The sequence below is a fragment of the Halarchaeum salinum genome (assembly GCF_039520965.1).
Lineage (GTDB): Archaea > Halobacteriota > Halobacteria > Halobacteriales > Halobacteriaceae > Halarchaeum > Halarchaeum salinum.
Window position 1 is genome coordinate 20658 of the sequence record NZ_BAAABL010000039.1, and the last position, 24403, is coordinate 45060.

At 64.7% G+C, this 24403-nt stretch carries 24 protein-coding genes, 1 tRNA gene, 1 pseudogene and 1 CRISPR repeat array; of the genes and pseudogenes, 16 read left to right on the forward strand and 10 right to left on the reverse strand.

Features of this window, described 5'->3' with window-relative positions:
- Nucleotides 1–10: 10 nt before the first annotated feature.
- A complete protein-coding gene (locus tag ABDZ36_RS05020) occupies nucleotides 11–409 on the reverse strand; it encodes an HNH endonuclease (protein ID WP_211312536.1) in 399 nt (132 codons plus the stop codon).
- 275 nt (nucleotides 410–684) lie between these two features.
- On the opposite strand from ABDZ36_RS05020, the gene ABDZ36_RS05025 reads away from it, so the two are divergent.
- Together ABDZ36_RS05025 and ABDZ36_RS05030 are read left to right on the forward strand one after the other, a co-directional pair.
- Nucleotides 685–846 (forward strand): hypothetical protein, encoded by a 162-nt coding sequence (locus ABDZ36_RS05025; protein ID WP_343749229.1) that lies wholly within the window; start codon nucleotides 685–687, stop codon nucleotides 844–846.
- The gene (locus ABDZ36_RS05030; RefSeq protein WP_211312535.1) at nucleotides 821–2146 is read left to right on the forward strand and encodes an RNA-guided endonuclease TnpB family protein; all 1326 of its coding nucleotides are present in this window, start codon (nucleotides 821–823) and stop codon (nucleotides 2144–2146) included. Before ABDZ36_RS05025 ends, ABDZ36_RS05030 begins: the two co-directional genes overlap by 26 nt.
- A gap of 50 nt (nucleotides 2147–2196) precedes the next feature.
- Here the strand turns inward: ABDZ36_RS05030 and ABDZ36_RS05035 are convergent, their stop codons facing one another.
- Both ABDZ36_RS05035 and ABDZ36_RS05040 read right to left on the reverse strand, forming a co-directional pair.
- Nucleotides 2197–2358, reverse strand: coding sequence for a helix-turn-helix domain-containing protein (locus ABDZ36_RS05035; protein ID WP_211312534.1), 162 nt, complete (start codon nucleotides 2356–2358; stop codon nucleotides 2197–2199).
- A 177-nt stretch (nucleotides 2359–2535) separates the two neighbouring features.
- Nucleotides 2536–2607, reverse strand: a tRNA-Ala gene (locus tag ABDZ36_RS05040).
- 223 nt (nucleotides 2608–2830) lie between these two features.
- Here ABDZ36_RS05040 and ABDZ36_RS05045 point away from each other — a divergent pair.
- From ABDZ36_RS05045 to ABDZ36_RS05070, 6 genes are all read left to right on the forward strand, one after another.
- The gene (locus tag ABDZ36_RS05045) at nucleotides 2831–3298 is read left to right on the forward strand and encodes a 30S ribosomal protein S15 (protein ID WP_211312533.1); all 468 of its coding nucleotides are present in this window, start codon (nucleotides 2831–2833) and stop codon (nucleotides 3296–3298) included.
- A 5-nt stretch (nucleotides 3299–3303) separates the two neighbouring features.
- Nucleotides 3304–4410, forward strand: a complete 1107-nt coding sequence (locus ABDZ36_RS05050; RefSeq protein ID WP_211312532.1) for a hypothetical protein — start codon at nucleotides 3304–3306, stop codon at nucleotides 4408–4410.
- The gene (locus ABDZ36_RS05055; RefSeq protein ID WP_211312531.1) at nucleotides 4407–4655 is read left to right on the forward strand and encodes a KEOPS complex subunit Pcc1; all 249 of its coding nucleotides are present in this window, start codon (nucleotides 4407–4409) and stop codon (nucleotides 4653–4655) included. The genes ABDZ36_RS05050 and ABDZ36_RS05055 overlap by 4 nt, the downstream gene beginning before the upstream one ends.
- Complete coding sequence (locus ABDZ36_RS05060; protein ID WP_211312530.1) at nucleotides 4652–5281, forward strand: 30S ribosomal protein S3ae; 630 nt, start codon at nucleotides 4652–4654, stop codon at nucleotides 5279–5281. Before ABDZ36_RS05055 ends, ABDZ36_RS05060 begins: the two co-directional genes overlap by 4 nt.
- Before the next feature lie 156 nt (nucleotides 5282–5437).
- Nucleotides 5438–6160 carry a protein sorting system archaetidylserine synthase gene (locus ABDZ36_RS05065; protein ID WP_211312529.1) on the forward strand — a complete coding sequence of 241 codons (723 nt, stop codon included), beginning with the start codon at nucleotides 5438–5440 and terminating at the stop codon, nucleotides 6158–6160.
- A 122-nt stretch (nucleotides 6161–6282) separates the two neighbouring features.
- Entirely contained in the window at nucleotides 6283–7554 is a 1272-nt protein-coding gene (locus ABDZ36_RS05070) for a HEAT repeat domain-containing protein (RefSeq protein WP_425545304.1), read from the forward strand.
- A gap of 68 nt (nucleotides 7555–7622) precedes the next feature.
- Here ABDZ36_RS05070 and ABDZ36_RS05075 read toward each other — a convergent pair whose 3' ends face one another.
- Nucleotides 7623–7868, reverse strand: a complete 246-nt coding sequence (locus tag ABDZ36_RS05075; RefSeq protein ID WP_211312527.1) for a hypothetical protein — start codon at nucleotides 7866–7868, stop codon at nucleotides 7623–7625.
- Nucleotides 7869–7955: 87 nt separating this feature from the next.
- Here ABDZ36_RS05075 and ABDZ36_RS05080 point away from each other — a divergent pair, with 87 nt between their 5' ends.
- Nucleotides 7956–9623 (forward strand): phospholipase D-like domain-containing protein, encoded by a 1668-nt coding sequence (locus ABDZ36_RS05080; protein WP_211312526.1) that lies wholly within the window; start codon nucleotides 7956–7958, stop codon nucleotides 9621–9623.
- Between the two features lie 28 nt (nucleotides 9624–9651).
- On the opposite strand, the gene han is transcribed toward ABDZ36_RS05080, so the two are convergent.
- A complete protein-coding gene (gene han / locus ABDZ36_RS05085) occupies nucleotides 9652–11544 on the reverse strand; it encodes a Hef-associated nuclease (RefSeq protein WP_211312525.1) in 1893 nt (630 codons plus the stop codon).
- Between the two features lie 160 nt (nucleotides 11545–11704).
- Between han and ABDZ36_RS05090 the strand changes: the two genes are divergently transcribed.
- The 6 genes from ABDZ36_RS05090 to ABDZ36_RS05115 all read left to right on the forward strand — a co-directional run bounded on the left by ABDZ36_RS05090 (nucleotide 11705) and on the right by ABDZ36_RS05115 (nucleotide 14920).
- Nucleotides 11705–12199 carry a Mov34/MPN/PAD-1 family protein gene (locus tag ABDZ36_RS05090; protein ID WP_211312524.1) on the forward strand — a complete coding sequence of 165 codons (495 nt, stop codon included), beginning with the start codon at nucleotides 11705–11707 and terminating at the stop codon, nucleotides 12197–12199.
- Nucleotides 12196–12627, forward strand: coding sequence for an FAD synthase family protein (locus ABDZ36_RS05095; RefSeq protein WP_211312523.1), 432 nt, complete (start codon nucleotides 12196–12198; stop codon nucleotides 12625–12627). The genes ABDZ36_RS05090 and ABDZ36_RS05095 overlap by 4 nt, the downstream gene beginning before the upstream one ends.
- Nucleotides 12628–12704: 77 nt before the next feature.
- Complete coding sequence (locus ABDZ36_RS05100) at nucleotides 12705–13097, forward strand: hypothetical protein (RefSeq protein WP_211312522.1); 393 nt, start codon at nucleotides 12705–12707, stop codon at nucleotides 13095–13097.
- Between the two features lie 24 nt (nucleotides 13098–13121).
- A complete protein-coding gene (locus ABDZ36_RS05105; RefSeq protein ID WP_211312521.1) occupies nucleotides 13122–14021 on the forward strand; it encodes a 1,4-dihydroxy-2-naphthoyl-CoA synthase in 900 nt (299 codons plus the stop codon).
- Nucleotides 14022–14225: 204 nt separating this feature from the next.
- Nucleotides 14226–14522 carry a toxin-antitoxin system TumE family protein gene (locus tag ABDZ36_RS05110; RefSeq protein WP_211312520.1) on the forward strand — a complete coding sequence of 99 codons (297 nt, stop codon included), beginning with the start codon at nucleotides 14226–14228 and terminating at the stop codon, nucleotides 14520–14522.
- Complete coding sequence (locus ABDZ36_RS05115; protein ID WP_211312519.1) at nucleotides 14519–14920, forward strand: HVO_A0114 family putative DNA-binding protein; 402 nt, start codon at nucleotides 14519–14521, stop codon at nucleotides 14918–14920. The genes ABDZ36_RS05110 and ABDZ36_RS05115 overlap by 4 nt, the downstream gene beginning before the upstream one ends.
- A 211-nt stretch (nucleotides 14921–15131) precedes the next feature.
- Here the strand turns inward: ABDZ36_RS05115 and ABDZ36_RS05120 are convergent, their stop codons facing one another.
- The gene (locus tag ABDZ36_RS05120; RefSeq protein WP_211312518.1) at nucleotides 15132–17387 is read right to left on the reverse strand and encodes an NADP-dependent malic enzyme; all 2256 of its coding nucleotides are present in this window, start codon (nucleotides 17385–17387) and stop codon (nucleotides 15132–15134) included.
- Nucleotides 17388–17579: 192 nt separating this feature from the next.
- On the opposite strand from ABDZ36_RS05120, the gene ABDZ36_RS05125 reads away from it, so the two are divergent.
- Nucleotides 17580–18230 (forward strand): hypothetical protein, encoded by a 651-nt coding sequence (locus ABDZ36_RS05125; RefSeq protein WP_211312517.1) that lies wholly within the window; start codon nucleotides 17580–17582, stop codon nucleotides 18228–18230.
- Nucleotides 18231–18516: 286 nt separating this feature from the next.
- A CRISPR array of direct repeats spans nucleotides 18517–21080; the repeat unit is 37 nt; unit sequence GTTTCAATCCCGTTCTGGGTTTCTACCGCGTCGCGAC.
- Between the two features lie 117 nt (nucleotides 21081–21197).
- Here the strand turns inward: ABDZ36_RS05125 and cas2 are convergent.
- The 4 genes and pseudogenes from cas2 to ABDZ36_RS05145 form a co-directional block, all read right to left on the reverse strand.
- Nucleotides 21198–21470 (reverse strand): CRISPR-associated endonuclease Cas2, encoded by a 273-nt coding sequence (gene cas2 / locus ABDZ36_RS05130; protein ID WP_211312516.1) that lies wholly within the window; start codon nucleotides 21468–21470, stop codon nucleotides 21198–21200.
- Nucleotides 21467–22462 (reverse strand): CRISPR-associated endonuclease Cas1, encoded by a 996-nt coding sequence (cas1, locus tag ABDZ36_RS05135; RefSeq protein ID WP_343749230.1) that lies wholly within the window; start codon nucleotides 22460–22462, stop codon nucleotides 21467–21469. Before cas1 ends, cas2 begins: the two co-directional genes overlap by 4 nt.
- Nucleotides 22459–22953: pseudogene (gene cas4 / locus ABDZ36_RS05140) on the reverse strand (CRISPR-associated protein Cas4); the annotation flags it as partial. The pseudogene cas4 and the gene cas1, both read right to left, overlap by 4 nt.
- A 75-nt stretch (nucleotides 22954–23028) precedes the next feature.
- The gene (locus tag ABDZ36_RS05145) at nucleotides 23029–24303 is read right to left on the reverse strand and encodes an IS4 family transposase (protein WP_211312515.1); all 1275 of its coding nucleotides are present in this window, start codon (nucleotides 24301–24303) and stop codon (nucleotides 23029–23031) included.
- Between the last annotated feature and the right edge of the window lie 100 nt (nucleotides 24304–24403).

The following is a 24403-nucleotide window of genomic DNA, read 5'->3' on the forward strand; positions in this document are numbered from 1 at the left end:
TCGAGGGTCGTCAGTGCGGCGTGTGCCTGAGCAGCCTCGCAATCGACTCGTCACCGCGCTCGCGGTGTCGCTTCGCGTGGCAGGCCCGATAGAGCGTCTCGCCGTTGTCGAGCCCGTACAGCATCTCCTCGCTTCGGTCCTCGTACTTCGGCACGACGTGGTGGGCGTGCAGGCGCTCCGTGCTCGAACACGCGACGCACGCGTGGCCGTCGCGCTCCTTCACCTGCTCGGCCCACTTTGCGAGGCGTGTCTGGTCGTAGTCGACGGGGTGATCCCCGACCGGGAACACGGTGCCGCGACGCTCAATACCGTTTTTCACGAGCCAGTAGCGGATCGCGTAGTCCCCGACGTCGACGGTGTCCGCGATCTCGTGGATCGTCAGCTCCTCACGCTCGTACTTCTCCCGCAACCACGTCCGATCCCGGTATTTCCGCTCCCGTTCGATCCCGTGCTTCCGTAGCTGATCCCCTATTGTGGAACTTCCCGTGTCGCAAAGCTTGCCGATCTGCCGCTGTGAAAGGTGTTCTTTAACGTATTTGTCGGTCAGCCATCTTCCTACAAGGAGGGAATCCCGGCCTTCAGGCCGGGAGGGAATCCGACAACGCCCACACTAACCACGCTCTGGTACTTGGCCTGAATGCCGACCGTCACCTCTAACTTACGTAGGAACTTACGCTTAGGTGAATGAGGGCCGACTTCGATATGGAGCGAGACGGGCAACTTCACGAAGCCGTGAAGGAGTACGCCCGCGACCACGGGATACGCCACTCACGAGCGTACCCCGAACTCCTCCGCAAAGCACTCGAATCCGAAGGCTACGATGTCAACGACTCAGACGGCGAATAAGACGCTGGAAGCCACGCTCGCACCACCCACGCGGTGCAAAGAGCAACGCCTCCAGCAAACGCTGTCTGAATACCGAGACGCACTCAACAACGCCTTCGAGCAAGACTGTACGACGATGGGTGCCACGAACGACGTGGTGACACCGTACAACCTACCGTACCAAGCGAAAGACGCCCTCAAATCCTACGTCCCGAAACTCCACAACACGTACAACGCCAACGAGTTGGACGACGAACACCCCCTCCAATTCGTGAATCGGGCCGGGAAGTTCGACCGTGACTCATCGCGTGAATACGAAATCTGCTGGAACGTTCCACAACCCGGTCGCGGAACCAACTTCTGGATTCCACTTCGACTGAATCCTGAACAGGAGGAGCTGTGGGACGACCTGCTCGACGATGAGTCGAGTACCAACGTGGGCGAACTGCGCTTACAGAAACACCGGAAGACGTGGACGCTCCACGTTACCGTTGCGTACGAGGTCGAAGACACGACCGAGATGCCCGAGAACCCGACTCGGGTTGGCTTCGATATTGGTGAGTCGATGCTGGTCACGGGCTGTGCCCTCCAGTACGACACCCCGACGAACCCGTTGCTCATCAACGGGAAGGAAGCCAAGCGACTCCGAAAGGAGATGTTCACGACGCTCAAGCGGCTGCAAGAGCGCGATGCGTCGGAGTGGCGCGTCGAAGAACGCTTCTCGTACTACCAGAACCGACTCACGGACATCATCGAGCAGGCGTCTCGTGAGTCCGTGGAATACGCCCGACAGTTCGAGAACCCCGTCATCGTGATGGAGGACTTGGCGTACATCCGCGAGTCGCTGGATTACGGGAAGTACATGAACCGACGCCTACACTCGTGGGCGTTCGCTCGGTTGCAAGGTCGAATCGAGGACAAAGCGAAGGACGCCGGGATTCCGGTGCGGTACGTCCACCCGCAGTACACCTCGAAGACGTGTCACTCGTGCAAGCACATCGGGTATCGCCCCCGACAAGCCGAGTTCAAGTGCAAGAACCCTGAGTGCCACGTATCGACGTTTCAAGCGGATATTAACGCGAGTGCGAATATCGCACGTCGCGTAGACCCGTGGGGAGAGAGCCTGCCGTGGAAACAGGCAGACGATGACTCGCCACAGGACGGGAGCGGTTGTGACACCGCCACGACTCAGTGTGAGCAGAGCGAGACACCCTCGCAGATGACACTCACAACGTTCCAAGAGTCGAAACCCTCTGCCAGCGTTCACGAGACGCAGTCTCGTGAGCCAACCAGAACCTCTGGTTCTGGTGACGGCGACTGACTGGCATTCCCACCGTGCGGGAAGCCCCGCCGTTCACGGCGGGGAGGATGTCACGCCGGATCGTGGCGGTTCTTCACGACGCCGAGCTTATCGATCCAATTGCCGACCGTCCGCGCAGAAACACCGCATTCCTCCGCAATTCGAGTTTGCGTCCAGTCGAGATCAACGTAGACGTGCTGTAGCCACGTTCGGTACTTGTACCGCTCTCCCACTATGGTTCTACTTCAAAACCCGGCGATCAGGTCAATAATACTACTGTATAATATCAGAATTCATGGGATATCGGAGAGTATAGTAGCGGTGAAAGGGAGAGAAAGCCGCTCAACAGCTGATATACGGGGAAATAAAGGAATCAGAACGACGGGGCAGAAATGTCAAATAAAATAGTATGGACTCGCCGGGATTCGAACCCGGGGCCTCTCCCATGCCAAGGGAGTGATCTACCACTGATCTACGAGCCCTCGAACGCATCCTTCCGTATCCGGGGGACGTAATTGAACCCTTCGATCCGCCCTCGACGGAAGTGGAAACCCTTTAGCGTCCGAGACACCGACGATGTCGTAGGGAACTGCACGGCCGCATATCCGACGCGCCGTCCAATTGGGCGGCTTGGGAGTGTGGCAGTGCTCGGGCGTCAATTGCGCCCAGCGCCGCACAGCGGTTCGTGTCGTTCCAATTCACACTATGGCACGAATGCACACCCGCCGTCGCGGCTCGTCCGGTTCGGACAAGCCGGCGGCAGACGAACCTCCGGAGTGGAGCGACGTGGACGCCGACGCCATCGAAGAGCGCGTCGTCGAACTGGCCGAGGAAGGGTACGACCCCAGCCAGATCGGCATGCAGCTACGCGACGAGGGCGTTCAGGGGACGCCGGTCCCGGACGTGAAGCTCGCGGCGGACAAGAAGGTCACCGAGATCCTCGAGGAGAACGACGCCGAACCCGAGCTTCCCGAGGACTTCCGCAACCTCCTCGAGAAGGCGATCCGCCTTCGCGGGCACGTCGAACAGAACGGACAGGACCACCAGAACCGGCGCGCGCTCCAGAACACGGAGTCGAAGATCCGCCGGCTCGCGGACTACTACCGCGGTGACGAGCTCGACGAGGACTTCACGTACTCGTACGAGGTCGCCGTCGAACTCCTCGAAGAGTAACCCCGATGTCCACCACGGGCCGTCCAGAGTCGTCCGGTGACGCGACACTGCTGGCCGAGCGCTGCCGCGAGGCGGCGTTCGTCCGCGTAGTTGCACGACCGGATGGCGACGCGCTCGCCGCCGCGGGCCTGCTTGCGCGGGCCTGTGCGGCGACCCGGACGCCGTATCAGCTGAGCGTCGCGGCGACGCGTGGCGCGGCGAGCGATCGGCTGCTCGCCGGCGAGGACGACGATACGACGCTCGCGGTCGGATTCGACGACACGGTCGCGGACGCGACGCTCGGGGGCGATCCGCTCTCGAGAACGGCGTTCGAGACAGCGAGCGAGTTCCACGAGCCGGATCGGGCGCTTGCGCTCGCGGGCGTCTGTGCGGCCGGTGATGCTCCGATGGGCGACCTCGCTGACGCGTTCGAGCGCCGGCCGGGTGTCGGGTTACCGGTCGCGGATCTCTCGGATGGGCTCGCGCACGCAACGCGGCTGCACGCCGACTGGTCGGGCGACGACCGCCAGGCGGGCGCGTTGCTCGCGGAGCTCGCTCTCCCGGCGGAACTCGACGACGACGCGCGGCGTCGACTGGCGTCGCGGGTCGCACTCGACGCAACCGAGGGCGCTGCGCCGCGCGCCGTCGAGGCGCTCGCCGACGTCCTCCGGCCACACGTCACTCCGGACGCGCCGTTCGAGACGGTGGAGGGCTATGCGGACGTCCTTGACTGTCTCGCGGTCGCCGCCCCGGGGCTCGCGTCGGCACTCGCGATCGGCGTCGCGGATCGGCCGATGGCGCTCGACGCGTGGCGCGAGCACGCGAGCGCGACGCACGCGGCGCTCCGGACGGCGGACCCGTCGCGATACAGTGGGCTCGTCGTCTGCGACGTTGACGCGCCCGCGTGGCCGCTCGCGCGACTCGTGCGCGACACGCTCACCGAGGACCCCGCGGCGCTCGTCGTCGGAATCGACGGCGCGGCGCTCGCGACGACACCGGACGGACCGGACGCGCGCGAGACGCTTGCCACGGCGGTCGGCGCGGATGCCGTCGCCGGCACAGAGGCGCACGCGCGTACGCCCGAGACGGACGCGGACATCGTCCTCGACGGCGTTCGGGAGGTTCTCTCGTGAGCGACGCCGGCCGTAGTGCGACGGTTCGTACCGCGCACGACGACGCCGAGCTGATCGCGAATGCGGTCCGCCCGGACAACACCGAGTCGATGACGACGCGTGTCGATGACGACACGGTCGTCACAACGATCGAACGTGAGGACACCAGCGGCCTGCGCGCGACGACGGACGACTACGTGGTGAACGTCACGGTGGCGAACGAGGTTGCACAGCACGCAAACCGACACATGACACACAACATATGAGCGAACGTTCAGTATCCAAGCAGAACCAGCAGAAGCGATGGTACACCGTGATCGCCCCCGAGCAGTTCGACCGGGCGGAGCTCGGCGAGACCCTCGCGGACGAACCGGAGAAGGTGCTCGATCGCACCATCGAAGCCACCCTCGGCGACGTCACGGGCGAGTCGGGCGGTGAGAACGACCTCAAGCTCACCTTCCAGGTGGCGGACGTCGGCAGCGACTCGGCGTACACCGAGTTCGTCCAGTCCGAGCTCACGCGCGACTATCAGCGGAGCCTCGTTCGTCGCGGCTCCTCGAAGATCGCCTCGGTCATCACCGTCGAGACGACGGACGACTACCGCGTGCGCCTCCAGCCGGTCGCGTACACGACGAAGAGCGCGGACGACAGCCAGCAGAAGGCTATCCGCCGCCTCATGATCGAGCTCGTCGAAGAGGCCGCCGAGGAGCGCACCTTCGAGGGGCTCATCGACTCCGTTCTCGAGGGACGTCTCTCCAGTGCGATCTACAGCGAGGCCAACACCATCTACCCGCTCCGCCGGGTCGAGGTGGAGAAGGCGACGCTGGAAGCCCACCCCGAGGAGGTCTACGAGGAGGAGGAGACCTCCGCCGTGGACACCAACGACGAGTAACGACTCATCCACCTTTCTTTCGGCACGCGACGGTCCGATAGCGGCCGCGCTGTCGAACGCGCGCCGCCGACCGTGTCGACGTCGTCTCCCGGTCCCGGGACCGTCCCCGCCATTCGGATATAAACACGTAAGGATACGCTGATCGTCGCGTGGGATATGCCTCCGTCCGACGACGACCGCCGCGTACGGCCGGGCGTGCTTCGTCCGCGTTTCGCGGGCCGACTCGGCGTCGCGGACGTCGCAACGGTGGCGAACGCGGCACTCGGCTTCTGCGCGGTTGTCGCGGCGGCCATCTCACCGCTCCTCGCTGCACGCGTCCTCCTCCTCGCCGCGATGGTTGATGCCGTCGATGGCATTCTGGCACGACGCTATGGCGGATCAACCGTTGGCCCGTACCTCGACTCGCTCGCCGACGTCGCCTCGTTCGGCGTCGCACCCGCCGCGCTCGTCGTCGCGAGCGCACACGCCGCGTGGCGCGGCCCGCTGTTCTTCGTTGCCGTCGCCGTCGGCGCGTGTTTCGTCGCGGCGGCGGTCGTCCGTCTCGGCATCTACACCGCCGACGATGTCGGCGACGGGCACACCGAGGGCGTCCCGTCGACGCTCGCGGGAACGCTCCTCGCGGCGACGGTGCTCGCGGGCGTGCATGCACCGGCCGTGATCGTCGGCTTCGGCGCGGTGCTCACCGTGGCGATGGTGACACGCCTCCCGTATCCCGACCTCCGCGTGCGTGACGCGCTCGTGATGGGCGTGGTACAGACGTTCGCCGTCCTCGTTCCGAGTGTCCTCGGCCGGCTCTTCCCGCGCGCGCTCCTCGCGTTCGCGCTCGCGTACTGCGTCCTCGGGCCGCAGTTCTACCGGGCTGGCGAAGGGAAACGCTGATAGGCGCGCTGGCGGAACGTCGAACCATGAGTGACGGGGACGACGAGCCGGCGGACGCCGCGGACGAGCCGGCCCCCGACGAGTCCGAGAGCGCGCCGGCCGAGGAACCCGACGCGGACGAACTGTCCGCCGAAGACGAGGAGCCTCGCCCGGCGGAACGAGAGCGCTACGAAGCCCTTCTCGACCGGCTCGCCGAGGCCGAGGACGCCCTCGAGGCCGCCGAAACGGAGGCCGACCTCGACGACATGGAGGCGACGCTTGAGGGGATCGAGGCCGACATCGAGGCCGCCGATTTCACCGATCCCGAGGAGTTTCAGCCGGACGAGGAGGAACTCGATGAGGACGAGGACGTCGAGGAGCTTCTCGACTTCGAGGAGGAACTGACGAACGAGCTGCAGGACCTCCAGGATGAACTCGAAGAGCAGCGCGGCCCGTATGCCGCGGATGTCGTGAACGAGATCGAGACAGCGACGTCGACCGTCGAGAGCACGCGCTGGACGGAGACGGGCGACGAACAGGTCGCGGACGCGATTGGAACGTTCGTCGCGGATGTCGCGTCGGAACTCGACGCCGACCTCGGCGGGGACGACGTCGCCGCGCTCGACGCGACGATCCAGGCCGTGGAGGACGCGGCGCTCGACGCCGACGAGGACGAGGGGACCATCGCGGCGCTCCTCGACCTCGCGGACGACCTCCAATCCGGGATCGACGATTCGCAGGCGTTCGCCGACCTCTCCTCGCGCGCGAAACTCCAGTACGAGGGGTTCTACGACGTGCTCGGGAAGCACAAGGACTACCCGCCGGAGTGGTCGGCGATCAAGGAGTGGACGAAGCGCGACAACGTCGAGATGGTCGCGCTCTGCATGGAGCATTTCGGGGATTCGGAGTACATGCAGAACCACTGTCTGGAGGCGTTCGTCCGCATGGGGAACCCGGAGGCTATCGAGGTCCTGAAGGAGAAGGCCCAGCGGCGCAACCTTACGGCCGTCGAGGCACTTGGGAAGACCGGCCATCCGGACGCCGTCGAGGGCGTCGCGGACTACATCGACTCCGACTCGAACCCGGAACTCCAGAAGACGGCGCTGCGGGCGGTTGGCGAGCTCGGTGCGACCGAGCACACCGAGGATGTCGCCCAGTGGCTTGTCGCGGAGCGCGAGGACGTGCGGAGTGCGGCCGCCCGCGCGCTCGGCCTCCTCGGCGACACGCGCGCGATCGACCCGCTCGGCGACGTCCTCGCCGACGACGCCGAGAGCGAGGGCGTGCGCGCGAGCGCCGCGTGGGCGCTCTATCAGATCGGCACCGCCCGCGCGCTCGAAACGGCGGCCGAACAGACGGGAACGCGCTCGTTCCTCGTGCAGTCCGAGGCGGAGAAGGCCGCGGCGGCGCTCGACTAGAGGAAGAAGGCGAGGAACGCGGCGGCGCTCGACTAGAGGAAGAAGGCGAGGAACGCGGCGGCGCTCGACTAGAGGAAGAAGGCGAGGAACTCGACGGCGAAGCCGGCCGCGGCGAAGAGCGCGCCGAGACGGCCGATCCATGTGTGCTCGCGGACCGCTTGGGGCGAGATGTCGACGTTGTAGTTCTCGAACTCCGGATCGTAACTCACGTAGCTCGGCTGTTGGAAGAACTCGAGGAAGACGAGCAGCATGCCGAGCGTCGCGAGCGCGTAGCCGGCCATGCGAACGCTCTCGATTAGCGTGAACGCGACCATACGCCGCCCTCCGGACGCCGGTCGCTAAAACGTGCCGACCCGCGGGCGGGCGCGGGTTCTTCCGCGATGGCGGGCCCACACCGGAACGTGACGCCACGGACGCACCTCGCCGTGCGGATCGCCTGTACGCTCCTGCTCGTCGGCTGGTCGCTCGGCACCGTCGCAGGGACGAATGCGAGCGATACGCTCGAAGCTGAGACGGCGACTGGGACACCGCACGTCGTCGCGCTCTATCCGAACCCCACGCTCCAAGACGACCTTGGCGAGTTCGTCACGGTCGTCTTCCCCGATGAGACGCCGCTCGGTCGATGTGCGCTCGCCGACGACGAAGCGAGCGTCAGCCTCCCTGACGCCACGGCACACGGCCGCGTGACGCTCAGCACCGTGCCGAACCGCACTCGCGAGCTCGTGGATGGCCGTGTGATCGAGAGCCCGCTCCCGTCGCTCGCCAACGCCGGTGAGCGACTCGTCCTCGTTTGCGATGGCCAGGTCGTCGACGCCGCGAGTTACGAGGATGCCCCGGAAGGCGAGGTGTTCGAGCGTGGAACGTGGCGCTCGCCCGGCCGGACGGCGTTCCCCGTGCGATCGGTGGCGGACGCGCCGACGACCGTGTTCGCGCTCCCCGATGCACCCGCGGCCGTTACGGACACGCTCGCGAACGCGGAGCATCGCGTCCTCCTCGGCGGCTACACGTTCACGTCCGCACGCGTCGCCGCGTCCCTCCGCGACGCCGCCGGACACGGGGTTCGCGTCAGCATTCTCGTCGAGGGCGGCCCTGTCGGCGGTGTCTCCGCACGCGAGGCCACTCTCCTCGATACGCTCGCCGCGACGCCGAACGTTACGGTCACGGTCCTCGACGGCCCGCACGCGCGCTACCCGTTCCACCACGCGAAGTACGCCGTCGTCGACGATGCGGTGCTCGTCACCTCGGAGAACTGGGACCCGAGCGGCGTCGGTGGCCACGCGACCCGCGGGTGGGGCGCGGTCGTCCGCGATGCGACGCTCGCCGACGACCTCGCCGCGGTTCACCGCGCCGATACCGGCTGGATCGACGGCGTCACGTGGATGGCCTATCGGGCGAACGCGACGTTTCAGCCGCCGAACCCCGCGACAGCGACGTATCCAATGGCGTTCGCGCCGCTCGATGTCACCGCCGATCACGTCTCCCTCGTCGTCTCACCGGAGAACGCCCAGCGCGCGCTCGTCGGGTTCGTCCGGAACGCCACCGACACGCTCGCCGTCGAGCAGATGGACTTCAGCACCGACACCGTCCTCTGGAACGAAACGCTCGCAGCCGCCGAGCGCGGCGTTCGCGTCCGCGTCCTCCTGAGTGGTGCGTGGTACGCCCGCGAGGAGAACGCCGCTCTCGCCGCGCGGCTGAACGATCGGGCGCGACGCGATGGCCTCGATCTCCGGGCGAAACTCGCCGACCCCCGCGGGCGCTACGGGCACCTGCATGTGAAGGGCGCGATCGCGGACGGCGAGCGCGTACTGGTGGGCAGCGTCAACTGGAACGCGAACGCCGTGACCGCCAACCGCGAGACCGATCTCGTCGTCGCCGATCCGGCCGTCGGGCGCTACTACGCGCGGCTCTTCCGTGCGGACTGGCGCGGCGGCGTCTGGACGCTCCCGCTCGCCCTGCTGGTCGTGGCGCTTTGTGGCGTCGCTGGTGCGTGTTGGTACCTCCGGCGAGAAATCGCGTTCGTGAGCGCCGAGACGGAGCAGCTCGGGTGGTGCGGCGAGGAGTGGGAATGAGCCGGCCGCGCCCTCTCGCCCTTGTCGCTCAGCGCGTCAGCGTGCTGCTATGCAGCTCTTCGTCAATTTCGGCGTCGGCCATCTTCGAGACGAGGGCGTCGAGGACCTCCTCGCGCATCCCGTTAACGAAGCGGATGGAGCCGACGACGAGGTGGCCGCCCCCACTGACGCCGGCACCGGGGAACTCGGCGTTGAGTTCGGTGACCATCTGCGGGATGTCCATGCGGACGCCGTCGGAGCGGAGGACGGCGAAGTCGGGGCCGTAGCCGATGGTGATGACGGGCTCGCCCGTCTCCTCGACTTTTCGGTCGTGGATCTCGCCCGTCGTCTTGCCCGGCGCGGGGTAGGTGAAGCGGTGCGCGTAGTTCTCGACATCGATGCGGTAGAGGTGTGCGCCCGATTCGACGGTCTCGTGTTCGACGTGTGGCATCGCCGAATCGAGTTGGAGGTCAACGTCGCGCTCCGCACGCTCGGCGAGCCACGGAACGAGTTCGCGCTGGCGCTCCTCGCTCCCGCCGACGTTCAGGACGTCGTTGATGAGGTCGCGCCCGGCGTTGTAGCGCAGCCAGAAGGCCTCGTAGTCGAGCGCCTCGCTGACGTCGTGGAGGAACGCATCGTCGTAGCCGGCCTCGCGCGCAAGATCGAGGTAGTCGCTCATCGCCTCGGCCTTCGAGCGATCCGAGAGCCCGGCGACCGCGGGGACGTGATCGAGGTCGTCGGCGATCGACGGCGCGATCATCCGCGCGAGTTCGACGCACATCATGCCCGTCGTCACCCGGTAATCCTCGTCGTGGAGGTAGGGGTTGACGTGCTCGTCGACGAGCGGGTCGACGGCGTCGTGGTCCGGATGGTGGTGATCGACGACAAGGATCGGGATGTCGTAGTGGCTCAGCGTCTCGTAGGCGGGCGTGTCTTCCTCCGTGGAGCCGTTATCAAGCATGAGGAGGAGGGGGAGCTTCTGCCCGTGGCGCGCCTGGTCCTCGAGGGAGAAGTTGAGGTCGCGCGTTGCGTCCTCCATCTCGTAGTAGGGCGCTTTGCTCGGGAGGCGCTTGAGGAGGTGGCGCTTGGCGTCGGGGTCCTCGTGGGTTCGCTCGATGAAGCGCTCCAGGGCGAGTTGGACGGGGACGCTCGCGCACATCCCGTCGCCGTCGGCGTGGTGGCGCATCCGGATCGGGCGCGACTCCAGGACGGTCCGGCGGAGACGGCGCGCAACCCGTTGGAGGTCGGGGTACAGTTCGCGCATCGCCGGCCAGTCGACGAGCGGGTCGACGTCCGCGGGCGTCGCGCGCTCCGTCGCTGAGGCGTCGAGTCGCTCGCGAACGTGCTCGGCCGTGCCGGCGTCGAGCGTTTCGAGCGATCCGATCTCGACCTGGATCGAGCCCTCACGCTCCTCGACTTCGCCGGTGATGTGGACGACATCGTCGATAGCGAGGTCGGGGTAGGCGCGAACGCCGGCCTCCTCGAAGGCGGTGCAGGGGACGGTGCCGCTTTCGTCGCGGATCCGGAACACCGTCGGGCCGCCGGTCTGTTTGATCTGGACGACTTCGCCCTCGATGTGGACGGTGTCGCCGACGCGGCCGGCGAGCGCGCCCGCGGCGACCCGCTCGTAAGCGAACGCGCGCTCCTCGATCGTGTAGTCATCGCCCTCAAAGCGCTCGAAGCCGAGGTCGCCGTTCTCGCGGATCTCGGTGAGCTCGACGACGATGTCGTCGTCGACCGCGTAGTCGCCGTCTGCGGGGAGGACGGACTCGTGGAGCAACCCGGAGACGTTCTCTGAGAGATCGACGAAGACGCCGTAATCTACCACGCCGTTCACGGTCGCAGTGTATCGCTCGCCCACGTCGATGTCCTCGACGGTACACTCGGGGGCGAGCCGATAGACGACGGGCGTGGCGTCGTCGTCGGAAGAACCGTCAGTCATGGGTCGGATTTCGGCACCGGCGCGTTTAAGACTTTATACGTGGCGCGAGCGACGCTTCGGCCGCTCCCGGCACGCCTCGTCGCCGTCGTGCGATACGCTGATCGAGAGGGTTCGTCCCGCCCTCGAAAGGTTTAGCACGCGCGGGCGACCACGACGACGTATGGCGTTCCGCTCGCGGCCGGTGGTCGGCATCGCCGGGGAGACGCTCGACTTCGCCCTCGAGGCGGCCGAGGACTCCCACCCGAACGAGTACCTCGGCGTTCTCCGGGGGACCCCGGCCGCGGAGTACGACCTCAGTGGGGACGGTGATCTGATCACGGACGTGCTCTTCATCCCGAAGACGACCTCTAGCCCCGTGCAGGCGACCCTCCAGTCAGATCTCGTGCCGAACGACAGCCACACGGTCGGGACGATCCACTCCCACCCGAACGGCGTCCTCCGGCCGAGCGACCAGGACAGACAGATGTTCACGAAGGGGAACGTCCACATCATCCTCGGCGCGCCCTACGAACGCGACTGCTGGCGCGCGTTCGACCGCGAGGGCGAACCGACGACGCTCGACGTCTACGACGTGACGCTCCCCGATCCCGAGGACTTCTTCGACTTCACGCAGGCCGACATCGACGCCGAACTCGAAGAGGAGGGGCGTCGATGACCGAGCGCGTCGTCGCGCAGGGCACTTTCGACCTCCTCCACCCAGGCCACGTCCACTATCTCCGCGAGGCGAGGGCGATGGGCGACGAACTCCACGTCATCGTCGCCCGTCGGACGAACGTGACCCACAAGGACGAACCGATCCTCCCGAATCGCCAGCGTCGCGACATGGTGGCCGCGCTCAACCCCGTCGATGCGGCGCGCGTCGGCCATCCTGACGATATCTTCGCGCCGATCGAGGAGCTCGAGCCGTCCGTGATCGCGCTCGGCTACGACCAACACCACGACGTCGAGGCCATCGAGGCGCAACTGGCCGAGCGCGGCCTCGACTGTGCCGTTCGCCGCGCGTCGGGGCGCGAGCGCGCGTACGACGACGAACTGCTCTCGACGGGCGCAATCATCGAGCGGATCCTCGACCGACGCGATTGAGGGGCGACGCGGCGCTCCCGCGGGCCACACGCCACCCGACCCGAACGGTTTTCCTCCGGGCGAACCACTACTGACCGATGCCCTCCACACACCGTATCGCCGCGGGTGGCGTCGTCCTCCTCGGCGTCCTCGCGCTCGTGTACAGTATGCTCATCGTCCAAGAAGTCCTCCTCGGCGTCGGCGTCCTGATCGCGGCGCTGTCGCTCGCCGCCATCGTCTACTACGGCGGGACCGATCGGCGCACGCTCGTCCGCGCGACGATGGCCGTGACGGTCGTCTACGGTGCCATCTCGTTCCAACTCCCCATCGCCGTCGTCGCCGCCTGCCTCGTCTATCTCACGGCGTGGCTCACCGGTCCCGATAGTCCCGTTGATTCCCCCGACACGACGATCCTGCCGGTGCTCGACGCCGAACCGTCCGTGGCTCCTACCGAGGAAGGCGACGACATCGACGACGAGGGAAGCCTTTAGCGCGGCGCGGTTCGACGGGACGGTATGGACACCGTCTCGGAGACCTTCGATCCCGAGCGCTGGGACGAGGTAGCGAAATTCGACTTTGACGATCTCACCTATCACCGCGCGACGGACGTTGGTGCGCTTCGCATCGCTTTCGATCGCCCTGCGGTTCGTAACGCCTTCCGCCCGGGGACCGTGGACGAACTCGCGACTGCGCTCGACCATGCAAAGCGCCAGTCCGACGTCGGGTGTATCATCCTCACCGGCAACGGCCCCAGCCCGAAGGACGGCGGCTGGGCCTTCTGTGCGGGCGGCGATCAGTCCGTGCGCGGCGACGAGGGGTACGAGTACAAGGGGGACGACGAGAACCCCGATCCGGCCGAAGCCGGCCGTCTCCACATCCTCGAAGTCCAGCGCGCGATCCGCTTCATGCCCAAGCCCGTCGTCGCCGTCGTCCCCGGCTGGGCCGTCGGCGGCGGCCACTCGCTCCACGTCGTCTGCGACCTCACGCTCGCGAGCGACGAGCACGCGAAGTTCCTCCAGACCGACCCCGACGTCGCCTCCTTCGACGCCGGCTTCGGCTCCGCCTATCTCGCCAAACAGATCGGCCAAAAGAAAGCCCGCGAGGTGTTCTTCCTCGGAAAGACCTACTCCGCGGAGGAGGCCGTCGACATGGGGATGGCGAACGAGGCCGTGCCACACGACGAACTCGAGGAGACGGCGCTGGAGTGGGCCGAGCGGATGTGTGGGAAGTCCCCGATGGCGATGCGGATGCTCAAATACGGCTTCAACGCCACCGACGACGGGATGGTCGGCCAGCAAGTCTTCGCCGGCGAAGCAACCCGGCTCGGCTACATGACCGACGAAGCCGCGGAGGGCCGCGACGCCTTCTTGGAGGGACGCGAGCCCGATTTCGACGACGACGCCTGGTACTATTAGTACACTGTTTAAACGAGTAGACACTCGCGGACATCGGGATCGCGCCTACCGATCCCTCGGTGTTCGGTACCGTCGACGACCCGATTGAGAGATCCTCACTCGGCGTCGGAGAGCTTTTGCTCCGGATGGATCTCGTGGCCTCTCCTATCGTTGGTGAGAACACCAACATAATTATAGTGTTGGCGTAAATACCATCACACGGCGATGGCACCCGATGGTGATGTCTCAGTCGTCCGTGATCGCCGCCGCGACTTCGGCGAACATATCGTCCGCATTCGGGTGCTCCGCGTTCCGGAGTCATCGAAGTTCCCGGACGGCATCAAGTACGGCTACCACTTCGGCGAAAAGGGCTCGGACGATCCGATCCTCCGGTACGACAATCACCACGGCACTCACGAACGACACGACGGATCGACCATCGAAGAACTAGACGAGTTCCCTGGATACGAAGCCCTACTTCGGCGCTTCATCCGAGAACTCCCCGACGAATACACGCCATGAGCACGAACACACTCCACATTACCGTCGAATCGACCAGCGACTTCTTCGACGCCGCGCTCGCGGACGTCCGCCAACTCGAGGCCGATGCTGACCTCGACGACGAGTACGTCCTCAGCCTCCCCGACGAACAGGCACTCGAGCGCGTGTTGAACGCGAAGAACCTCACTCTCCTCCGCACCATCGCAGACGAGCAACCGGAAAGTATCCGTGAAATCGCCCGGCAGGTCGATCGTGACGTTAAGAACGTCTCCACTGCCCTAGCCGAACTCGAGGAACTCGGCCTCGTTCGCTTCGAGCAAGACGGCCGCGCCAAGCAGCCCGTCGTCTGGTACGACCACCTCGAGATCGATGTCTCTCTCTCCACTCTGTCCGGCACCTCGGATACCGCTCCTGCGTGACGTCCTCGACGTCGTTCACGGTTAGGGGCTCCCGTGCCGCAGGTGGATAGTCGCCGATCTACGATGCGACCCGCTCTCCCGTCGGGAACGTCCTCCTCCCGCCGCCGAACAGGTCGGTCGGTTGCTGCGCCGTTCGAAAGGCGCGAAGCATCTCTCGTGATGACGAGGGGTTTTGCCCTCTCGAACCACCATACGGCCGTTCCAACAACGGCTACTCCTCCTGGGCGTCGACGACCGCGACGGCGGCGAGGTTGACAATGTCCTTCACTTCGTCGCCGCGCTGGATGACGTGGACGGGCTCGTCCATGCCGGCGAGCATCGGGCCGATGGCGTCCGCGCCGCCGAGGCGCTGGAGGAGTTTGTAGCCGATGTTGCCGGCCTCGAGGTTCGGGAAGACGAGGCAGTTCGCGGGCCCCTCGAGTTCCGCAAAGCCGTAGGTGTCCGCGAGGATATCCTCGACGACGGCGGTGTCGGCCTGCATCTCGCCGTCCACCGGGAAGTCCACGCTCGGGTCGTCGTGGAGCAGTTCGACGGCCTCGCGCGGTTTCGCCGTGCCCTCGTTCTCGACGCTCCCGAAGTCCGAGTAGGAGAGGAGCGCGACACGGGGATCAACGTCGAAGCTACGGGCGGTCTCGGCGACGTGGTGAGTGATCTCCGCCAGCTGCTCCGCCGTCGGATCGAGGTTGACGGTGGCGTCGGCACAGAAGATCACGCGGTTCGCGAACGTCAGCATGTAGACGCCGGCGACATACTCGGCGTCGGGTGCGGTGCCGACGACCTGCAACGGCGGGCGGAGCGCCGAGGGATGGCTGTGAGTGAGGCCGGTGAGGAGGGCATCCGCGTCCCCCTGCTCGACCATCACGCTCCCGTAGTACGCCGAGTCGCGCGAGACGAGGTCGGCGGCCTCGCGCCGGGTCACGCCCTTTCGCTTGCGGAGGTCGTGGAGGCGATCGGCGTACGCCTCGTTGTCGGCCTCCTCGGGGTCGACGACCTCGGGGTCGAAGTCGAGACCGAGATCGCCGGTGAGGTCCGTGATCTCGTCCCGATCACCGAGGAGGACCGGCTCCGCGATCCCCTGATCCTGTAGCTGATAGGCCGCCCGGATCATCTTCTCGTCGTCACCCTCGCCGAGCGCGACGCGTTTCGGGTCGCTCTTGGCCTTGTTGAGGACGACGCGCATCATCTCGCGGCTCTTGCCGAGACGCGCCTCCAAGCGCTCGCGGTACGCGGCGAGGTCGAGCGATTCGCGCGCGACGCCGGACTCCATCGCGGCGTCGGCGACGGCGGGCGCGACCTCGAAGAGCACGCGCGGATCGAGCGGTTTCGGAAGGATGTACTCCGGACCGAACTGGAGCGGCTGGTCGCCGTACGCTTTGACGACCTGATCCGGCACGTCCTCGCGCGCGAGCTCCGCCAGCGCCTTCGCCGCGGCGACCTTCATGCCCTCGTTGATCTCCGTCGCGCGGACGTCGAGCGCGCCGCGGAAGATGAACGGGAACCCCAGGACGTTGTTCACCATGTTCGGGTAGTCCGAGCGCCCCGTCGCCATGATGACCTGATCGTCGCGGGCCGCCTTCGCCTCCTCGTAGCCGATCTCCGGATCGGGGTTCGCCATCGAGAAGACGATCGGTTCGTCGGCCATCGAGCGGATCATCTCCTGGCTGACGATCCCGCCCACCGAGAGCCCGACGAGGACGTCCGCGCCCTCGATCGCGTCCGCGAGTTCGCCGGGTTCGACGCCCTGCGCGAACGGTTCGGCGTGCGGGCTCAGGTCGCCCGCGTCCGCACGCTCCTGCGAGAGCACGCCGTCGATATCGCACATCGTGATCTGTTCGTGTGGCACGCCGAGCGACGCGTAGAACTTCGCGCAGGAGACGGCGGCCGCGCCGGCACCCGAGAACGCCACCTCGATCTCCTCGATGTCCTTGCCGACGATGTCGAGGGCGTTGATGAGGCCGGCACCACTGATGATGGCGGTACCGTGCTGGTCGTCGTGGAAGACCGGGATGTCCATCCGGTCACGAAGGCGCTCCTCGATCGCGAAGCACTCGGGGGCCTTGATGTCCTCCAGGTTGATCCCGCCGAACGTCGGCTCCATCGCGGCGACCGACTCGACGAACGCGTCGACGCCGTCGTGCGCCAACTCGATGTCGAAGACGTCGATGTCGGCGAAGCGCTTGAACAGGACGCCCTTCCCCTCCATCACCGGCTTGCTCGCTTGTGCGCCGATATCACCGAGACCCAGCACCGCCGAGCCGTTCGACACCACGCCCACCAGGTTCCCCTTCGCCGTGTACTTGTAGGCGTCCGTCTCGTCCGCGTCGATCTTCCGACAGGGCGCGGCGACCCCCGGCGAGTACGCGAGCGAGAGGTCGCGTTGCGTGTTCGTCGGCTTCGTCGTCGCGATCGCTACCTTCCCCGGCGGCTCGCGCTCGTGATAGTCAAGTGCGTCTTCGTCCAGTCCCATGTCCGGCCCCACGGACGACGTCACGAAAAAGCCTCGCCGTCGGCCCGCTCGATCCGACCGGTCCACGTTCGAACCATCCGGGATTTCGTGCCCGATCGGCCGGGTCCCCACAACCGGCCGGCGACGGCGCTTCATCCGGTACCACGAGTACTGGGCCGAATGCTCTTGTGAACGCCTCCCGAAGCGATGTGTATGCCGAGCGACGCCGCCGACTACGAGGAGACGAACCGCTTCGACGGCGGGACGAGCTGGCTGGCTCACTCTGACGAGGCGATGCAGCGCGCCAGCCACGTCCTCGACACCGACGCCGGGGTGTTCCTCGTCGATCCCCTCGATGCGCCCGGAATTGACGAGCTCGCCGCCGAATTCGGCGAGGTCGCCGGCGTCGTTCTCCTCCTCGATCGCCACGAGCGCGACGCCGCGGCAGTCGCGCGCCGCCACGACGTCCCCGTCTACCTGCCGTCCTTCCTCACCCGCGAGGTCGATGCGCCCACGGAGCGTTTCAGCGGCTCGCTCCCCGGCACCGAGTACGGTCTCCTGCGGACCCTCGACATCCCCGGCTGGCACGAGGCCGCGCTCTTCGACAGCGAGACGCTCGTCGTTCCCGAAGCCGTCGGGACCGCCCCGTTCTTCCGCGGTGCCGACGAGCAACTCGGCGTGCATCCGATGCTCCGACTCACGCCGCCCTCGACGCTTCGTGGCCTCCGTCCCGAGCGCATCCTCGTCGGCCACGGCCACGGCGTCGAGACTGCCGCCGCGGACAGCCTCCGTCACGCGCTCGAACACTCGCGCTCGAACGCGCCCGGCGTGTGGGTGAGGGGGCTCTTGAGCGTGGTCCGGTGATGCGTCGGTAGACGACCTAGAGAAGCGGGAACCGACAGAGATCATGTGAGCGGGCGAACAGGGTAGTTCATCGGAGCCACAATAAGAGCACAAGGGCCGATGGCACGGCCCGTGGCCTCCCGAGAGAACACGACAGAGGATGGACACCACACTCACAAACAGAGAGTGGTGCCACGCCTTGAGTGGGACGATCATGGGTGGCGACAGCCTGATCACTCGACCAAAGAGGACCCCACAAACCAGAGTACTACGCCGGGAAACTTGCCTTCGGGGTCTCAGGCCTAATGTTTCAATCCCGTTCTGGGTTTCTACCGCGTCGCGACCCCATTATTAGTCCTCACCCTCAAATTCGAGGCGGTTTCAATCCCGTTCTGGGTTTCTACCGCGTCGCGACAACAGGACCTCCAAAAACAGCAGAGCGAACTCGACGTTTCAATCCCGTTCTGGGTTTCTACCGCGTCGCGACCGGTCGGTGGGTTCTGCTCGGAGCGCTGCGCGATGTTTCAATCCCGTTCTGGGTTTCTACCGCGTCGCGACAGTACCGAAATCATCAGCACGGTGTGGACGAACGAGTTTCAATCCCGTTCTGGGTTTCTACCGCGTCGCGACCGCGGGACTCGACGAGATTGACAAGGTCCGCGAGGAGTTTCAATCCCGTTCTGGGTTTCTACCGCGTCGCGACTCCGCGATCATATCGCCGTCATCCTCGCCGATCCAGTTTCAATCCCGTTCTGGGTTTCTACCGCGTCGCGACGCAATCGAGCAACGGGGATCACGGCATGGGCACGGCAGTTTCAATCCCGTTCTGGGTTTCTACCGCGTCGCGACCTAACCCCCCTCTTCACTAATGTCTTCAGAACCAGAGTTTCAATCCCGTTCTGGGTTTCTACCGCGTCGCGACGTTTTGCGTTCGTGTGACCCCGTGGACTCACGCCGAGTTTCAATCCCGTTCTGGGTTTCTACCGCGTCGCGACGCATGATAGCGTCGGGTTGTCCGCGTGTCCGCGTCCGGTTTCAATCCCGTTCTGGGTTTCTACCGCGTCGCGACGATTTTTGGGGGGAGCGCGCGAAGAACAGAGTACGCGTTTCAATCCCGTTCTGGGTTTCTACCGCGTCGCGACGTTTTCCCGAACTAACTTGAGTATCTGATCCCCCGGGTTTCAATCCCGTTCTGGGTTTCTACCGCGTCGCGACCGCGTCGTGTTCTGGAAGCGATAATGCGCTGGCGGGTTTCAATCCCGTTCTGGGTTTCTACCGCGTCGCGACGGTGCGCGTGCAGGCCGCCGCGCAGCCGAACGCGAAGTTTCAATCCCGTTCTGGGTTTCTACCGCGTCGCGACCGGCAGTCTCTTCGTCGACGACCTCGACGCGAGCCGTTTCAATCCCGTTCTGGGTTTCTACCGCGTCGCGACCGATAGTGGGAGAGTCGTCGTTCGCGACGTTCGCGTCGTTTCAATCCCGTTCTGGGTTTCTACCGCGTCGCGACTTGCTGGCGGCCTCCGCCAGGCTATCACAGCGGCCTGTTTCAATCCCGTTCTGGGTTTCTACCGCGTCGCGACCGGGATGAACCCCGAGGGCGACTCCAACGAGGAGGTTTCAATCCCGTTCTGGGTTTCTACCGCGTCGCGACACGTCGACACCGCATCCATCGCCGTACTCGACGTCGAGTTTCAATCCCGTTCTGGGTTTCTACCGCGTCGCGACTGCAGCGCCCGACGTCGCAGCGAACGCGGACATGTTTCAATCCCGTTCTGGGTTTCTACCGCGTCGCGACCCGGCCGCGGCGAAAGCGTCTCGTCAATCTGGATGTTTCAATCCCGTTCTGGGTTTCTACCGCGTCGCGACGCGTCGTCTCCCAGGGGTCGGTCGACTACGAGTTGTTTCAATCCCGTTCTGGGTTTCTACCGCGTCGCGACGCGCCCGGCCTCTACCATGTCTACGCCGAGGACGGGTTTCAATCCCGTTCTGGGTTTCTACCGCGTCGCGACAGTCCGTGACCAGCGACGTCATCGCGTCGAGGACCTGTTTCAATCCCGTTCTGGGTTTCTACCGCGTCGCGACGGACGACCCGAGCGAGATCGACCTCGGCGACGTCGAGTTTCAATCCCGTTCTGGGTTTCTACCGCGTCGCGACGGAGCCACGACCGGCGACATCCTCCGCACGATGTTTCAATCCCGTTCTGGGTTTCTACCGCGTCGCGACGGCAGACCGTCCAGCCCCATCACCGCGACGACGTGTTTCAATCCCGTTCTGGGTTTCTACCGCGTCGCGACGGACTGGATGGCCGAACCGAACTTCGAGGTCGGTTTCAATCCCGTTCTGGGTTTCTACCGCGTCGCGACGAACTGGATGGTGATGGACGTCGTCGTCTTGTCGCGTTTCAATCCCGTTCTGGGTTTCTACCGCGTCGCGACACGCTGCGACGACGAGAACGCCAACCAGGACGAACGGTTTCAATCCCGTTCTGGGTTTCTACCGCGTCGCGACGCCCGTGACGACTTCCGGGCCGCCGGTTTCACTTTGTTTCAATCCCGTTCTGGGTTTCTACCGCGTCGCGACCCGCGAGCGCGCCGAGCTCGAACGTGACGTCGCGGTTTCAATCCCGTTCTGGGTTTCTACCGCGTCGCGACACGACGGCCGTCGAGGACGCGACCGGCTGGGTGATCGTTTCAATCCCGTTCTGGGTTTCTACCGCGTCGCGACACACGGCCCTTCGGATAATACGCTTAGAGTCGATTCAGTTTCAATCCCGTTCTGGGTTTCTACCGCGTCGCGACTGTAGACCATGCGGGTGATATTTCCACCCTGAAGATGTTTCAATCCCGTTCTGGGTTTCTACCGCGTCGCGACAGGGGGTGTTTTCTCGGGGATAGCACCTATAGTTTTCTCTGTAGACGCGAGAGAGAGGGGTCCGTTCGTGGACCCCTGCTGTACACGGCTTTGAAAAGGGTCGACGAAGCCTGCCAGTCAAAGGACGTTGGACTGCTCGTCCGGAGGTTCCATCCCGAGGTCGGTCGTCGCCTCCTGGCAGGCACTACAGAGCCGATACAACCGAATCCGATCCCCGTCAGCCGGTTCGATGTGACCCTCAAGTTCGTCTTCAAGCTCGACCCGCTCGCTTTTCGACACGTCAAGTTCGAAGACGCTGTACTGTCGCCACGCGCCGTACCGTTCGAGCGTTCGGTAGACACGCCGCCGGTTCGTGTCGTCGCTGACGTCGTACGTCACGGCGAGCCTCATCGTGACACCTCCAGTGCGTGGTAGTCGTCAAGTTCACCCGTGATCACTTTCCGGAGGAGGATCGCTTGCTGTCGGATGGCTTTCCGGCGACTCACACGATACTCGAAATGCGGGTGGGTCAGCTCTTCTTGCATGTAGTCGTCGAACTTGTCTAAGTACGCCTGGAAACCATCGTCGGTGAGGCGATTATCGTTCCCGAACTGATCATGCGTGATTGTTCCGCGATTGACCAGACGGGTGACGAACGCGTCGCAGAACAGCGGTCGAAGCTCCTCTTGGAGGTCGAGTGCGAGTGACGGCCGTCCATGTCGGTCGGCGTGGAGCACGCCCAAGAAGGGATCGAGGTTGTAACAGCGTAACGCACTCAGGACCTCGTTCTTCATCATCACGTACGTGAGCGACAGTAGGGAGTTGATGTGGTCCTCGGGTGGTCGTTTACTCCGCGTCTCGAACGTCCAGTCGTCGACGAGCGTCTCGTCGAGACGGGCAAAGTAGCGCTCGGCGGCTTCGCCTTCGACGCCGCGGAGGTCGTCCTTGTTCGACGCCGTCGCCACACGCTCACCGAGATCCTTGAGCACGGACGTCCCGCGGACTCCTTTCCGCGAGAGGATCGTTCGTGCGTTCCGGATCTTTGCCGCAATCATCGCCTTCGCGACGGCGAGCTCGGCGTCATCGCCGAGCGCGTACTGCGCACGACGGACCTCGGCGATCGTGTTGCGCTCCGGAACGAAACTCCCCCGATACTTCCCGTTTTGCGTGAAGTAGTTGAGCACGATCCCGTGCTCGTTCGCCGTCGCGACGAACGGTGTGGAGAAGTTCACACCCCCGAAGACGTTGATCGTGTCGAGTTTCTCGACCGGGAACGACCCGAGCTCGCCATCGTCCCCCTCGACGTCGTACACGACAACTTGGCCGCCGTCAATGCGGACCTGTGAGCCCTGTGTCGTGACGTAGACGACCGAGTCGTCGAACATCCCCTGGCTCTCTTTCATACGTATTCCTCCCATTCTTGGCTCGGCATTCGATCGGGTTCGAGCTGTAGCGTCTCCTCGGGGAGACAGTACGGCCGAGCCGAACACGCGGTACACTTCTCCGGGTTGTCGGTGATCGGGGGAACATCGTCCGGGGACATCGAGCGCATCGCCCGGATCTGTTCGCGAACTTCATCTCGGAGATCGTCAGTAATCTGTATGTGCATACGCTGATCGGTCTCGTAGAGATAGATCGCTCCCTCTTGAACCGGCTCACCCAGATACGATTCCAGCAGGAGACAATACCCCGCAAGCTGGAGTTTATCACTCCGGTAGTAGTCGCCTCCTTCTGCACGTTTCCGTTCAATCGGGATCAGATCGTCGTGGAGTTCGAGGATGTCTATCTTTCCCTTGAGACCGATTTCTTCGTCTTCAAGGTAGAGCTCGTCGACCCACCCGCCTCGCTCCGACTTCGAGTCGTGGAGCGATGTTCCCTCAGTGCGTTCGTAGTTGGTTCCCTGTGTGTCGAAGAAGTGGAGATACCAGTAGCGACGGGGGCAGTAACCATACTGGTCATTCGTCTTTAGCTAAGACTCACACCTCGGTTGTGTAGCGGTAGCGAGCGTCTCCTGTAAGACCGGTCGTTGCTGGTGAATCTTCTGAGCGTCCTCGATCAATCGCTCCAGCAACGGCGGTGGCGAGTAACCGAGATACTCACCGAGTTCGTGGAGGATGAGCTGGGCGTGCGACCGGAAGGTCGCCGCCCAGCGTTCCGGCGGAAACACGATCTCGTCGTCAGCCTGCTCGGTCACCAGATCCAACAGCTCACGACTCACCAGCAGCGACAGCAACGCCGCATACAGCAGAATTCTCACCACATCCGGGTCGCTTGTGTCGAACTCGTCTAACTCGTACTGCGTCTTCAGTTCACGAAACAGCGTTTCTACCTCCCACCGACACCGGTACAGCGTCGCTAGATCTGACGGTAGGAACTCCTCTCTCGACAGATTCGTGATGTACAGATGGTAGTCGTCGGCGTCCGAATCGCGGACGCCGACGACGCGGAATCGCTTCGTGTCCAGCGACCGCGTTCCCTCGTACTGGCCCCGCTTGAACTCCGCTTCGACCTCTACGTCGATGTACTTCCGCGAGAGGTCATCGACCACATCGTGGATCTGCTTGCCCTCCAAGGGAATGGCGCGACCGCGCCATTCCCGTAATTCCTCTGTTATCACCGGGTTCGCGCTCTGCTTCAGCCGACTCACGAAGTAGCCGTCGTTCTCGTCGATTAACGCGAACCGGCGGTACTTGAAGTACGCAAGGTCGAGTAGAACAAGTCGTCCTTGCAGCCACGAACCTGTCTTGAACAGCGTGCTGTCGTGCGTTTTCTCGTCTGTCACGTCGAGTCGTTCAATCATCTTGTCGGTGGCATTGTGGAGCAGGTGGAGCTTCGCTCCAGCCTGCTCCTCGTGACGGGCTTGGAACTCATCAGAGAGGAACTCGTGCAACCGCAACACCGTTCCATCAGCGATCATCACGTCTCTGAATCGGTCGATATCAGCGTCAACAGCGTTGGGGACAGCGACCTCGTCGAGGCCGCGCTCGACGAGGTCGCGGAGATACTCTGCCAACGTCGGCGTCAACCGCTGATGGAATCCACCGGGAGAAATCGTTTCATCAGCTGTGGAGTTGTAGCAGCGTCTGAACCCGGCGAGTGTTCGGCTCTCGCCTGCGGCGAAGCCGAACACGAACGCCCACACGAGGACGGGAATCTGAAGCTTGCCCTCTCGCTCGACCACGCCGAGTTCCTCGGCGTGCTCTTCGAGGAACTCAGAGGGAAACAGTGTAGTGAGCCGACGCATAATTCGAGGTGAGGACGGAGAGTTGTGCACAGACTTCTCCTCCTCACTCCTTCCGAAAAGTAGCCTCGATAAGCCGCTGCTGTCACGCGGTTTCTGGCTT